13 protein-coding genes and 2 pseudogenes are annotated in these 14589 nt (G+C 30.7%); 3 read left to right on the top strand and 12 right to left on the bottom strand.

Annotation, left to right across the window (positions count from 1 at the left end; translation table 11 throughout):
• Window positions 1–206: 206 nt before the first annotated feature.
• The 8 genes and pseudogenes from BAQ49_RS15015 to BAQ49_RS14980 all read right to left on the bottom strand — a co-directional run bounded on the left by BAQ49_RS15015 (window position 207) and on the right by BAQ49_RS14980 (window position 8790).
• Entirely contained in the window at window positions 207–3377 is a 3171-nt protein-coding gene (locus BAQ49_RS15015; RefSeq protein ID WP_071745978.1) for an ATP-binding cassette domain-containing protein, read from the bottom strand.
• A 79-nt stretch (window positions 3378–3456) separates the two neighbouring features.
• Entirely contained in the window at window positions 3457–3936 is a 480-nt protein-coding gene (locus tag BAQ49_RS15010) for an SRPBCC family protein (protein WP_071745977.1), read from the bottom strand.
• A gap of 445 nt (window positions 3937–4381) precedes the next feature.
• Window positions 4382–4942, bottom strand: coding sequence for a class I SAM-dependent methyltransferase (locus tag BAQ49_RS15005; RefSeq protein WP_071745976.1), 561 nt, complete (start codon window positions 4940–4942; stop codon window positions 4382–4384).
• Window positions 4943–5137: 195 nt separating this feature from the next.
• Window positions 5138–5986, bottom strand: a complete 849-nt coding sequence (locus BAQ49_RS15000; RefSeq protein WP_071745975.1) for a GNAT family N-acetyltransferase — start codon at window positions 5984–5986, stop codon at window positions 5138–5140.
• A gap of 27 nt (window positions 5987–6013) precedes the next feature.
• Window positions 6014–6753, bottom strand: a pseudogene (locus tag BAQ49_RS14995) (class I SAM-dependent methyltransferase).
• Window positions 6754–6800: 47 nt separating this feature from the next.
• Window positions 6801–7550, bottom strand: coding sequence for a 5'-methylthioadenosine/S-adenosylhomocysteine nucleosidase (gene mtnN, locus BAQ49_RS14990; protein ID WP_208610853.1), 750 nt, complete (start codon window positions 7548–7550; stop codon window positions 6801–6803).
• Window positions 7547–8221 (bottom strand): DUF3885 domain-containing protein, encoded by a 675-nt coding sequence (locus BAQ49_RS14985; protein ID WP_071745974.1) that lies wholly within the window; start codon window positions 8219–8221, stop codon window positions 7547–7549. Before BAQ49_RS14985 ends, mtnN begins: the two co-directional genes overlap by 4 nt.
• A 13-nt stretch (window positions 8222–8234) precedes the next feature.
• Window positions 8235–8790, bottom strand: a pseudogene (locus BAQ49_RS14980) (HD domain-containing protein).
• A gap of 190 nt (window positions 8791–8980) precedes the next feature.
• On the opposite strand from BAQ49_RS14980, the gene BAQ49_RS14975 reads away from it, so the two are divergent.
• The 3 genes from BAQ49_RS14975 to BAQ49_RS14965 all read left to right on the top strand — a co-directional run bounded on the left by BAQ49_RS14975 (window position 8981) and on the right by BAQ49_RS14965 (window position 12024).
• On the top strand, window positions 8981–9679 hold the full coding sequence (locus tag BAQ49_RS14975; RefSeq protein WP_000981333.1) for a response regulator transcription factor: 699 nt from the start codon (window positions 8981–8983) through the stop codon (window positions 9677–9679).
• Window positions 9669–10826, top strand: a complete 1158-nt coding sequence (locus BAQ49_RS14970; protein WP_071745973.1) for a sensor histidine kinase — start codon at window positions 9669–9671, stop codon at window positions 10824–10826. The genes BAQ49_RS14975 and BAQ49_RS14970 overlap by 11 nt, the downstream gene beginning before the upstream one ends.
• Window positions 10827–11007: 181 nt before the next feature.
• Window positions 11008–12024: a D-alanyl-D-alanine carboxypeptidase family protein gene (locus BAQ49_RS14965; RefSeq protein WP_071745972.1), complete on the top strand. Its 1017-nt coding sequence runs from the start codon at window positions 11008–11010 to the stop codon at window positions 12022–12024.
• 53 nt (window positions 12025–12077) lie between these two features.
• On the opposite strand, the gene BAQ49_RS14960 is transcribed toward BAQ49_RS14965, so the two are convergent.
• From BAQ49_RS14960 to BAQ49_RS14945, 4 genes are all read right to left on the bottom strand, one after another.
• A complete protein-coding gene (locus BAQ49_RS14960) occupies window positions 12078–12536 on the bottom strand; it encodes a DinB family protein (protein ID WP_071745971.1) in 459 nt (152 codons plus the stop codon).
• A gap of 64 nt (window positions 12537–12600) precedes the next feature.
• On the bottom strand, window positions 12601–13161 hold the full coding sequence (locus BAQ49_RS14955; protein ID WP_071746268.1) for a nucleoside/nucleotide kinase family protein: 561 nt from the start codon (window positions 13159–13161) through the stop codon (window positions 12601–12603).
• A gap of 46 nt (window positions 13162–13207) precedes the next feature.
• Entirely contained in the window at window positions 13208–13729 is a 522-nt protein-coding gene (locus tag BAQ49_RS14950; protein WP_084667457.1) for a GNAT family N-acetyltransferase, read from the bottom strand.
• Between the two features lie 123 nt (window positions 13730–13852).
• A complete protein-coding gene (locus BAQ49_RS14945; RefSeq protein ID WP_071745969.1) occupies window positions 13853–14209 on the bottom strand; it encodes a hypothetical protein in 357 nt (118 codons plus the stop codon).
• Window positions 14210–14589: the final 380 nt, after the last annotated feature.

Below are 14589 nucleotides of genomic sequence, written 5' to 3'. Positions count from 1 at the left end.
TCTTTTACTTCTTTCTAAAGTGAGAAATATTGTATGTGAGACATAAAAACACTAAAAAATCCAACTTCTTAATTTTGACATTAAGAAGTTGGATCTTCTTTCATTATTTCATAATAATCATACTGTGCTATTACATTCACCATTAAGAATACACGCTTAATATTAATTGAGTTAGTGGTTTTAATAACACATAAACTAATAAAATTTTACTTATTAATCTCCAAACATTCATAAACCGCCATCATATCTCGCTTATCCAATTCGCAAATGCGATTAAAAATTGGTATTTGCACAACAGTTTCTGTTAATAAACTCTCATCCACTACATCACTAACTTTTCCAGTTAACCATGTTTGTACATCCACGCCCTCAACAATTTCTTTTAGCCCTTCATCATTAATACCACTTGCATTACAAATTATACATGGAATTGTTAATTTAAACACACCATCATGTAGATTATCTTCGGTTATAACTTTTTTTCCGTTACAGAATGGACATGGGTTGCTTTTTTTTATTTTATTAATTTGGGTAACTAATTTTTTATAACCAAATGCTTCATACACATATGTTAATTTTTTATATTTTCCATTTGTGAAATACTTATCTATGATAGTTTCTCTTGTTTCATTGATATTTTGGAAATCACAAATAGTCACCTTATTATTATTGCTGATTGATTCGATATTACCTTTAATTTCGCCCCAGAATGGTAAAACATTTTGTAACACCATTTCATGGTTTGAAAAGCTTGCCTGTTCTAATTCAAACATTTTCAGTGCGACTTGTGTTTTCCTAGGCAGTAAAGAGACATCTTCTGTCATAATCATATTGTCACCTACGATAGTTTTCAATTTGATGAGTACAGGTAAATCTCCTACAATTTTTATTATTTCATTAAGCGGCTGATTAATAATTTCACGAATATCTGTATCTCCAAATTTAAGTGGTTTTTGGTGATTTAACACAGTTCCCTCACAAATTGGACATGTCATCATTTCTTTAGAAGTCTTAATATCTTCTTTAATAGCTGCTTTTGAAATAACAATATATCCGCCAATAATTGTATTAAATCCTACCCATGTTCTACGTGTCTTACCTTTCTTATCATAGAAGGACTTATCAAAATAGCCGTACCAAAATGTATGTTTTTCTTCCTCAGACATATCATTATAGCTCTTTGACAAATCATGACCAAGCTCATTTTTAATTTCTTTAAATAGAAATTCAATTTTTTCATATTGATAAAATTTTAATACTTTCATGATTTCCGGATCAAATAGACCATCCCAAAATGGAACATTTTTATCTTGAATTGTAATTTCTTTATCAAAAACTTCAATTTGAAGACGTCCCGAACATGATGGGCAATGATTATCCTGAGAATAGAAATCGAAGCTCCTCGTATCTTTATTAGTCGGATGAGTAGCTACAATATGATTGATCAATCCACCAATTTCATATAAGAAACTATATTGACTATATAAATGTCTTTCAAGATCAATAGCAACAACAGGTGCAATTGTATCAGATTCATATTCACCGTAAATTAAACGAGCCATTGATGATAAGCTTTTTAATATGCCACCTTTATAGATGTTTTCTGCATTTTTAAAATAATCAATATGATTTTCTTCTAAGTAATTAATTCCATTTTGTTGATTCAGTGTTGAAGAAATATGTATTTGCTCAGCATCATTCACACTGCTCTTTTGACGATAATAATCATCATGACTTACTACATCAAGATGCTCTATAGATTCAAGCTGTCTTTTTCCAAAATCGACAATATAATCAGAACTTTCTAGCATGTAACTGTTATGCTCAATCATTATGATAGAGACTGATTCATCTTGTAATATCCCTCTAACACTATCTATAAATTGATTTAAAATATTTTGCGATAAACCTTTTGAAGGCTCATCAAAAATAAACAATGTATGTGGATTTCTTGTTTTTGCAAATAACTCAGAAACTAAATGAACACATTGAAACTCACCCGTTGATAATGTTTGTGTTTTTCGTTCTAATGTTAAATAGCCCAGTCCTAATTTGATTAGTAGGCTCAAGCGTTTATACGCAATATCTTCGTTTGGAATTTCATCAATAATATCCTCAATTGAGCGCTCAAAAATATCATCAATTTCTTCACTATACTTTGTCAGTTTCTTTTTAATATCTAGGAAAGTTGCTACAGTTGACCGACTTGTAATCGATTGGTTTCGATCTTGCCCTACCATAACTAGTTTATCTTTTGGATATCGTTTCAAGAAATCTTTAGCTAAACACTCATTGACAAGTGTAGATTTCCCGCATCCAGACTCTCCCGTAACAGTTACAAGTCTATTTTTAGGAATCTGAAACTCAGTCATTTGGATATTTCGGCAATATAATTCATGGAATGTATAATATCTTGTTGGCATTTCGTAATTTCGTTCCGATAGTATTGGCTTTGGCCTTGGTGATTCTTTTACGATTTTCCCACCATATTTTCCACTACCAGGTCCGAAGAACAATTGCTCATCTGTTGTATCCAGTACTGTATCTGAATGATCAATGAGCCAAATTTGGTTTTTACACCCTAATTGCTTGATCTCTTCTAATATTTGTAATAATGTTTCATGATCAAGTCCAACTGAAATCTCATCAATAATAATTACAGCATTTTCACTTACTGCCATGAATTCAGCTAAGTAAAGTCGTGTTAATTCTCCACCTGACAACGTACCCATAATTCGATTTAATGTTAAATAACCAATGTTCATATTGATAATATTTTGCAATATATGTTGTTTTGCTTCGCTAATAGTTAATTCTTCTGCTAATGAAAGAATAGATTCAACACTTAAATCGTTAATATCTGAAATTGTATGTGATTTAGCAAACAACTCAATAGTACGTTGTTCAACTTCTTCACTATAACGTTTCCCCTTACATTTTTTACACTCAATATTTTTAGTAGTACCACGCCCTTTACAGCCAGCACACCAACCTAATTGATTATTAAATGAAAAGACTTCAGGAGAAAGATTAAATTCTTCCGCTAATTTTTCACGAATCTCTTTAAAAACACCTGTATGAGTACCAATCGTCGAACGCGGATTGGAAGAAATTGATGATTTCCCTAAAAAAAGTACTAAAGGCATTTCTTCCATTTTAATTGCACTAAAATTAGTTTCCATAATATTAGGAAATAAATATTGATATTCAGCCTTTGGCAATAAGGAAACTAGACGCTTCTTTGATTCTTCACCAATTGTTTGACAAAGAGTTGTTTTTCCAGACCCAGATAAACCAGCAATGCCAAGTGATTTATTAAACGGAATAACAGTATCAAGTTTATTTATGTTATTAACAATTAATTGATTTACTTTCATATTAACCTCTATTCTTATTTTTCCACAAAATCATTTTTATAATATAATAATTACATAATGAATATTACCTATTATACAATTATCCTCTCACTCCTTGAATCTTATCCTTATATTTCCCGAACCATTGTCGCCATTCGTTTTCGGAAAATTCTTTCTCTTTCCCTTCTAAAACGGAAGAAAAAAGATCTAAACAAATATGCCAACCAGCTATATCTTTCGGTGTATGGTCAGTTAATTCATGAATGTATTCTTTAAGAAGTAAAAGCGAACCATTTTCCTCTTTATGTATTTCAAATCGGACACGATCTTTATCCCATGTGAATTCAAGTACTGAATTTAGTTTGCACTCTAAAATATCAATATTTAAAAATGAACCATCCATCATGTCGAACTTTATAATTCCACCTGTTTTAAGGTTTTCAATTTGTAAATTGGACATCCATTTTTTAAGCTTGCTGTTTTCAGTTAAAACAGACCAAACTTCCTCTATTGTATTGGGAAATTGGCGTTCAAATTTTATAATATAGCCATCAGTTTGTTTCTCTATTTGAGCTAACATATTTATTGCCTCCTACTCTTGTGTAGAATGTATGTTCTTGTTTTATTTTACACGAATTTATGTATAAAAGAAATCTCTATGGCAATGAAATATTAATTTAATGTGTGAATGGTATCTTAAACATTGATTGATTTATTATATATTCTCTCCATGTGTTTATTACAATAGGCGTACCTCAACATTTCCGTAAAAAAATTCAACATGAGAAAACGTTGATTTATTTAATTTATATGATATTTCCATTAAATATTTAAAAGCAATTTCCTTTAAGATAAATGGTGTTAATAAGAGCTAATATAGTATTCAAATCAAGTTATGTAACGTTCAAAATCACTTATTATGTATGTCTAATTCCTTGCAAAACGTAGGTTTACAAAACAAATAAAAAAAGCCGCATTTGCGACTCATGAACTGATAGAACTAACACCTATTTTAGGTGAATGACTTACCTTTTAATCGCGTCAACAATTAGCGATGGAAAACCAAGTTTATCGCCTCTATTTCTAGAATCATACCTTTTCGAACGGAAAATAACGCCGTCATTCGCATCCCATTCTGTGTAATAAAATTGACCATTTTCATCACAATATTCAAGTAAAACTACCTCAAATCCAGCAATTTCAAACATTTTCGTTAATGTTTTATAATTATGTACGATTTTATGGCTTGCAGCTGGGTGGTCTTTCGGGCCAGGTCCGCCTATTTGAACTATATTTTGGTAGGTTTCATCTCGGAAAAATGCATCAGGGACTCCGCACCGAATATGACCTGATGGCTTTAAAAATTTATAACAAATTTCAGCTGCTTTTACACCTTCTTCAAAAGTAAGATGTTCCCATACATGCTCAGCTAAAATAGCTGAAATGGAATTGTATTCAAATCTTTCTTCCCAAGTGGTATTGTCTAGTAAGTTAAGTTCATTTTCTTGGGTTTGAACCCAGCCTGGATTATTATTAAATACTCCAGCTCCGACTACTACTTTAATTTCACCTTGCTTAATTGCCATCACTTTCACCTCATAAATCTTTTAATGTATTAATATATTCTATGTTTACTATATACTTTCCTTCTTCAACTAAAGTGCCAGTTAGCTCAATAAGATAGATAACAAAACTTCTGTTGTTTTTACTTATCCTCCCACATACAGCAAAAACGTTTATAGTACAAAATAAAAAGCGAAAAGAATAATTCCTTCCGCTTTTTATAGCAATAAATACATTTCATATTGTGCTAAAGAATTCTTTTCAAATCCAGTTTTCTTTAAAAACCCTTCCAGTAAATTGTTGTTTGGAAACCCAATTGATAAACTTGATAACTTTAATTCTTCACTTGCTACCTGTAATAATTTCGTCCCAACACCAATATTTCTATAGTCTTTGTCTATAAAAATAAAACTAATTTTTCCTTGTTCATTTACACACACAGAACCTTTTATATCACTATCAACATATGCAGCGTAAAATGTATGATTTGTTTTTTCGATATAATCAATATCATTTTGCCAATTTATATGGAAGTTTAACCATTTCTGAATTTCAACTTTAAATGTTGGAAATTCTAATTGTTTTACTTCAATATTTTTATTACCTTTATTCATTATTTCAGTTAAATCATTTAAATTATAATAAGAAAGATCATATACTTTTTCATAACCTAATTTGTTATAAAAATGAATCGCCCGATCGTTTCCTACAATAACTTCAAGAAAAAGTTGCTTACATTTATTTTGTGTCGCTTCTTCTTTATGTAACTCAAATAACTTTTGACTTACACCAATGCCGCGAAACTCTGGATGAACCGCTAATGTTCCGCAGCGCATTGTTTTTATACTTTCATATACCTTAATACCACCAAGTATTACACCAATACATTTGTCACCGTCTAACGCAAGAAAGGAGTGTTCTAGCGAATTCCCTTCTGGCCCAAAAAATCTTTTTATAAAATCTTCTTTTGAAACTTCCATTTTAATGATGTAATCTGAAAATCCATCCTTAAAAGCTTTATACACTAAATCTATACTTACTTCACTACATCTTTTGTATTGAATCATATAAGTATAATCCTCCGCTTTGATTTGTTATAAATTGCATTCAAATACATGAAATGAATTCCCTACACCATATCCATCTTTTATTTCATGAACAACAATTTGACTAAATCCATTAGCAATAAGTATATTTTCAAACTCTTTTAAATCATATAGTCTTATAGGAAAATCCATAATCTCAGTTTCTTCAATTTTCTCATCATGAACGACTTCATATTTCAGTATAATATTCAAAAGTTTTTGCGCCTTATCATATGACACTTTTCTATACTCAACAATTAATTCATTATTAATTTCTTTTCTATTTGTCTCTATCCAATCTAGAATTTGTTCTGTCTCACTTCCACCTTGTACAATTGTTAGAAGCAATTTTCCATTTTCCTTTAAGTTTTTTTCATATTTTGAAGACTAATTTCTACTAAATTATCAGGTAACAGTGAAAATGAACCTATAGGAATCATAATAAGATCATATTTTTTATCACTATGGTATTCTTCTATTCTCCCTAGTGACACAACCGGTTTTAAGTTTAATTTTTCCGCTTTCTCTTTACACACTTTAAGCATGTCTTCTGAAAGGTCGAATCATTCTATATTCACACCATTTTGTATAAAAGGAATTAGCATTCTACCATTTCCGCACATTGGCTCTAACACTTTCATGTTTTTGTCTTTTGCAAAAGAAAGATAAAAATCCAATTCTTTTCCACTCGCAATTGATTTATCACTTTCATATATCTTTGTACAAAGTTCTCCATAATACGTATGCAATTGTAATTCACCTCTTAATTTGAAATGAGTGGCCATTTCCCCTCTTGTTATCTATTGTTAACTACAGTAATCTCATAAACACGTAAAAAAGTAATTAAATGCTCACATGCTCGTTCACATGCCAACATTTTAAAAACCTTTTGTTCTTCTTTCGTTTTGTCATTCGCTTGATCTGAGGCAGCTTTTAAACATAGAAATGGTTTTTTATTTATATGACATACATAAGCAAATGCGGCCACTTCTTGATCAACGGCTAAAGCGCCGTAAACAGTATGCAGTAAATATCTCATTTCTGAACTTCGAATACGTTGATCTCCAGATAAAAATGTACCAAAATGGACCGGATCATACGAACGTAATTTCTTCATTCGTTTTACGAGTGATTTAGTTGTTTCAATAGGTGCTGTTCTACCATCATATAGATTAAAACTATCTTCTCCTGAACCAGCCGCTGTAACATCATGCTGCAAAGTATTAAGAGCTACAACGATGTGTCCATTTTTTACTTTATCTGATAAACTCCCGCAAATTCCTGTCATAAATAACTGGTGTGGCTGAAATTCACTAATTAATAATTGCACACAACTTGCACAACTTACTTTACCAACACCTGTTACAACTGATATCACTTCTAATTCATTAATAGAATGAAAATGAAATTCCCAAGCAGCTATCTTCTCTACACGCTCACTTGGATAATGTTGATGCAAATACGTAAGTTCTGGTTCCCATGCGGATACGATGGCGATACGTTTCATTACACGTTTCATTACACGCTTCACTTCCCCTATTGTCATTTAAATAAGCTAGCTATACTTTCTCGTTCATAATCTGGTATCCACTCTTTATACGCCTCATATAAATCCCGTATCATTTCTTTATTCTTCGCGATTATTTCACATCCTCTATCATCATAAATAAACATGATGATATCCTTTGTTACATTTATAAAAAATACATCTGGATATGAAATTTCTTTTTTTCGTCCTAGGCGTGGACGTAGGTCAGGGAAATCCTCATAATTAACAGCTTCAATAGGCGGTTCATATTTAATGTCTTCCGCAAAACATTGTAAAGAAAATTGATATGTACAATATAAGTCAGCTTCTTCATCTTCAAATAGAAAAGGTAATGTTTCTTGTCTTATATGAAACTTTAAATCCCTCTTTTTAATAAATCTATTGTATACATTTATTTTCTGCGAATTTTTTATATTTTCCTGTTTAAATCGATAAACATTTGTGACTAAAAAGACGGTATCTTCTTTTGAAAATATATCTTCAAATAGATTTTTATTATACTTATATAGTTTTATGAAATATTCCATATTATACGTGTTACTATCTTCTTTGAATTGATATTTATCTTTCCCAAAATCAAAATGAAGATGATTTTCCCACTGAAAGTATATGGACGGTACTAATGTAACTCCTGGGAATGTTTGATTCATATATTCTTTTAATTGCATTTTCATACCCTTTCTACTCTACAATTTCTTTTAAATACCAATATGCTTCTTCTAGCCACGGGTGTATGACTTTTAATGTATCTTTTCTTTCCCACAAATATGAAATATATACAAAAGCAGCATGTTCTAAAGAGTTTCCTAAAGCTTTTTTTACATTTATTAAATATGGAGGTGTCCCTATTTGATCCCATTCTAATTTATCAGCAACAAATAGTACTAAATCCATCTTTGTAGCATGTTTACGCAAAGTAGTGTGGCAACACAGATAGCATTTAAAACTTCTTCATCCTCTATTTTAAATATCTCTTTTGCAATTACTCTCGATAATTTTTGATGGATAATCATTGGAAATTCTCGTTCGGAAAGATTGCACTAATATCATGTAAACATCCTGCAATCACTGCTTTTTCTTCATCTTCATAAAATATTCCCGCAATTTTTCTTGCCTCATTTGCCACACGAATTGAATGTTTATATGTAAACTCTTTATTGTATTTTAATAGAAAAGCTTTAATGTCATTTTCTATTTTTCCAGTTGGAGTAAATGAATATATATCTTTATATAACATAGCAACTCCTCCTTATAACTAACTTTCAATATAACGTGAAATTCAAATATCCTTCTTATTTTGTATTCGTTACAATTGTGTTAATTCCTTTTTAATACGTTACGTGAAATTTTTTGCAGAAACATTACTACAAAATACATAAATGTTTGATATTATAGTAATGTTGATGATTCGCAAGGAAAGGAACTATATGATGAATAAAAACATATTAATTATTGATGATGATAAAGATATTGTAGAATTACTCGCTGTTTATTTGCGAAATGAAGGTTATAACATTTATAAAGCTTATGATGGTGATGAAGCATTACAAATGATATCTACATATGAAGTTGACCTTATGATTTTGGATATTATGATGCCAAAACGAAATGGATTAGAAGTTTGTCAAGAAGTGCGTGAAAATAATACTGTACCTATCCTTATGCTTAGTGCAAAAGCTGAAGATATGGATAAAATATTAGGACTTATGACCGGTGCAGATGATTATATGATTAAACCGTTTAATCCACTAGAATTAGTTGCTAGAGTGAAAGCATTGTTACGTAGATCATCTTTCCAAAACGCTGCCACACCAAAGAATGAAGATGGTATTATTCGCATTCGTACAGTTGAAATTCATAAACATAATCATACGGTTAAAGTAAATGGTGAATATATTAAGCTCACCTCTATCGAATTTGATATTTTATATTTACTTGCGAGTAATACTGGAAGAGTATTTAGCTCTGAAGAGATATTCGAACGCGTTTGGAATGAAGACGGTTATGGTTCTAATAAAACGGTTATGGTCCATATTAGTAATTTACGCGATAAACTTGAAACCGTAATGAATGGTGAAAAACTAATTCATACGGTTTGGGGAGTAGGATATAAAATTGAGAAATGAAGCATTTGATATATTAAAAGATATACCAAAGTGGAAGCTTATTTTTTGGCTTTTATTAGCTATCACTCTTACACCTATTACCGAATTAATTATATTTCGCCTCGTAACGAGTGTAATTGAGAGTTCACTTACTCTAAGCGAACTAGGTAAAGAATTCATTCGAATTTTTGGTTATGAAAAGTATAGAGGGATAAAGGAATCTTTATGGATGATGATCGTTTCTTATTTGTTTTTATTTTCTATTTTCTCATCCTATCTTTACATTTTTTATCGTCATGAAAGAAAGCTTTACTATGAAACTTGTATTAAAAAAATGATTGAAGAAATTCGATATATTGCGAGTGGAAACTTTAATCATAAAGTTTCTATTGTACAGCATAATTATTTAGAAGAATTAGCAACTGGCGTTAATCAAATTGTTGAACAGTTAAAAGTATCAATTGATGAAGAAAGACAGGCGGAACAAGCAAAAAGCGAACTAATTACGAATGTATCACATGACTTACGAACGCCTCTTACATCTATAGTTGGATATGTAAATTTAATCCATCATGATAATTATAGAGATGAAGTGGAATTGCGTCATTATATACAAGTCATATACGATAAAGTAACCCGTCTCAACGCATTAATGAATGATTTGTTTGAATATACACGTGTTCAAAATAAAGAGTTAAGTTTAAATTCTGTTCCTATTGATATTGTAGAATTGCTTGGACAATTAACTGTCCAATTTCGGATACAGCTTCAAGAAGCTAATATTGAATGTCGCCCTTCTTTCCCCTCTCAAAAGCTAATGGTACTCGCTGATGGGGATAAATTAGTACGTGTGTTTGAAAACCTAATCATAAACGCTATTACTTATGGAAATGATGGAAATCATATTGATATAACAGCTTACGAAAGCAATAATATGATCGCAATTGATATAACAAATTACGGACAAGCTATCCCAAGTACTGATTTACCTCATGTTTTTGAACGTTTTTATCGCGTAGAGAAATCACGATCGACAAACACCGGCGGATCTGGGCTCGGATTAGCAATTGCAAAAAGTATTGTCGAACTGCATAAAGGAACAATTGAAGTATATAGTGATGATGAAAAGACAACTTTCACTGTAAAATTACTTCCATATAAATGTTAATAAGGCATATTTTTAGGTTCAATTTCTTATCTAATAAGAAATTGAACCTTTAATTTTCCATCCAAATCCAAAATTAAAGAATTCCTTAAAATTCTTTAGAAATTCTTTACCTTTTCTTTCTTACTAATTTAGCATTACTTCTTACAATAATATTATTGATGTAATTGTAGGAGGATCGCGTATGCAATTTTTTAAAAAAATAACAATTTTATTATTATCTTTTCTTATTACTGCACTTATCGTTTTATATTTTTATCTTTATGTAAATGGTCCAACTATTCGAGCTAAATCAGCTATTTTAATAGATACTAATTCTGGTGAAATTGTTTATAAAAAAAATGAACGTACTCCTATTCAGTCGGCCACTTTATCTAAATTAATGACAGAATATATTGTGATGGAACAACTTCATGATGGCAAAATACAATTAGATGAATCTGTGAAAATTAGAAACGAAGTTTTTCAAACAGAAACAATTCCGATCCAAGTAACATCAAAGGATAACACTACCGTTCGTGACTTACTTCATGCTTTGCTTCTAACCGGAAATAATCGTTCTGCGCTTGCACTTGCAGAACACATTGCTGGAAATGAAGATAATTTTACATCGTTAATGAATGAAAAAGCAAAACAACTAAAGTTATCACAACAATCTCCATTTTTAAATTCAACCGGAATAAATAGTGAAAAGAATAGACAATCAATTACAACAGCAATAGACGCAGCCGAAATAGCTGCACAATTAATAAAAGACTATCCAGATGTATTAAATATTACCAAACAAACCTCTTACCAATTTAACTTCAAAGATGTTCAAGTTTTCAACACAAATAAAATGATTTATTCTCTTAATAAAAACATTAAATTAAAAGGTGTTGATGGCTTACAATCTAGTTTGTCAACTAACGGTAATTACAGTTTTGTTAGTACAGCAAAACAAGGAGACACACGATTTATTTCTGTAGTATTAGACGCCAATGAAGAAAACACGGCTTTTGTTGAAACAAAAAAGTTACTTCAATACGGTTTTGAACCTACCTCATATTCTGCACTCCAAGCTTTCAAAGACACTATTACATCTTGGACCATTTTACTTCAGTTTAAAAATTTAATCATACAAACGGTTATAATCTTTTTAATCATTACGATCTTAATGTTTTTACATATACGTCAGAAAAAATCCGAGGACTTTAACTAACCGTTCTCTTTTATATAGAAACCGACTTGCATTTAGCAAGTCGGTTTCTATATCTATAATCCTCTTCCAATTAAATTCGCTGAAACGGGCTGAAGATTTAATTCTCTTGCCCATATAGATATCTGACCAATATGATGAATTTCATGTGCAATTACATGCCTTAAAACTTCACCGTATTTATATGTTTTATCTGTCCATGAAGCTTTCAATATTTTTGATTCGAAGTCGCCAGACCATAACTGCAAAAAGTTATCTAAATCTCGTCTATATAAATCAGATAATGCTTTCACTTTTTTAATTGATTGATAATCTTTAAACTGTGGCTCGTTATCCTCTTTTTCTTGAAGCGCACTAATCCAGCTATACTCAACATCTACAATATGGAAAAGTGTTTCTAAAATACTCCCAACACCTCCAACACGTTTGCGAAGCAATTCCTCCTCTGTAAGCTGTTCACACCACTTAAACCAATCATCTCTTACTTGCCAATTGTAATAAAATAGCGTTTTCAAATTGAAGCACCCCACTTTTTTATATAGACAGACATGTTCCATTCGTATATGATTCATTTTTCAATTAACTTTGCAAAATCACATTTCTTCTACTGAATTCCTCTACTATTTGCACAACTATTTCATTTATAGATAAAGATCCATCCAAAACGATATCTGAATTCGGCTTTACCGTATTAATCGCCTCTAAATAAGCTTTTCTCACATGTGTCATGTAATGTTTCAAATTATTATGTATTTCACTCATTGTATCTTCTTTAAAATCTCTCAAAATTCTTCTAGCCATCGCAATATCTAAAGGTGTATCGATAAATATAGTTACATCAATGAATTGTCCCACTTCTCTATTTAAGTATGCAAAAGGATAATCTACAATAATATAATCTAAACTACTATCTTGTATAGAACGCTGAATGTCATTTATTAGCGGTGTAAGTACCCATTCATCGTAATTAGCTCCATCATCAATCCATTTACAAATATCAACAGGACAGTTATCAAATTTATAACTATCAAAATATAGAGCCTTTGAGTTTTTCAACTCATGAGCTAAACTTTCTGTAATGGTAGTTTTACCGCCCCCTGAAACAGCTGCAATTGAAATTATTTTTGTTGTTTTATTCACGATTCCCACCAAACCCCTTTTGTTAACATAATATAATTATAAATTACTATGATTTATTGTTCCATTCATATTCTAACATACTCATTTCCCATAAATTCCAATACGTTTCTCCTACTTTTTTTGACTCTCTTAATAAACCTTCTTTTACAAAACCTATTTTTTCGTAACAAGAAATAGCTGACTTATTAAAGTCATAAACACCCAGAGTTACTCTATGCAGTTTTAATTCTTCAAAAGCAATACGAAGTACGGCTTTCATCATATGTTTTCCTATAGAACGCCCTCTCATTTTCGTATTACCAACTAGCACTTTTCCAATTCTAGCAGACTTATTTATATTATCTATTTGTCCAAGAGAAATATGACCAATAACTGCTTTAGTCTCTTCATCTATTATTTTGAATGCCAGTGTGTTTGTACTTTCTGTATATTTCTTTAATTGCTGTTCATTTAAAGGGTATGTGAATGCATTTCCCGACCATTGTATTAAAAATTCTTCGGAATTAATCCAATTTATTAATTGTTTGAAATCAGATCTTTTAAAGGGCACTAATTTAATCACTCTCATTCTCCTTTCGTGCATCACTCTTTATAGCCTCAAACCTATTTCTATATAAAGAATATATTCTCCTTTTATACGAAATTAAAATAAAGCCATTCATAAGAATGGCTTTACAAAAAAACAGCATAATTATGCTTTGTTTGCTACGTCAACACCATTAAAATCAAACTCAGTGGTAACTGTTGTAACAGGAGGGAAAATTGCTTCAATTTTACAAATGGAGATAATTACTCCAACAGATCCAGGAATAGCTGTAAGCTTAACAACATCACAACTGACAGACGAAACAGTACCTACATAAGTACGTCCCTCTGTATTAATTTGAACTGTTCGATTAATTAATTTCTTAAGCTCATCTCTAATTCCTTGTACACAAGAATTATCACATTTCTCATGCTTTTCTTTGTTACACCCTTCGAATATCTCCCAACAATCATCCTGTTTACATGTACACTTCTTTTTACAATTATTAAATCGAGAACCCAAAACCTCACCCCCTAATCCTTTCTATTAGTAAAGTATGTCCACTAGCTTAAAAGTGTACGAGGCAAACACATAGAAAGAAAAAACAAACAATTGTACTAAACATTCTTTTCTTTATTAATTTATAAAAACAATCCTCTAACAATTAGAGGATTGTTTAATGAGTGGACTTGGATTTAATTCTACTGAATTCAAAGTTTAGACAACCTCTTTATCAAATTAATCTTTTTTTAATAAGCCAGCTTCTTTAAGAGTCACCAGCTTTCCCTATTATTTCACATATGCATAGGCTTTGTTTGCAGTAATATAGTATGTTTTTCTTTTGCTGTTGTGAAATATACAATTAGAAAAGCGTACTCCAAAATAAGATATTATTTAAAATC

The sequence above is a fragment of the Bacillus proteolyticus genome (assembly GCF_001884065.1).
Taxonomy (GTDB): Bacteria; Bacillota; Bacilli; order Bacillales; family Bacillaceae_G; genus Bacillus_A; species Bacillus_A proteolyticus.
This window is presented reverse-complemented; position numbering and strand designations above follow the sequence as displayed.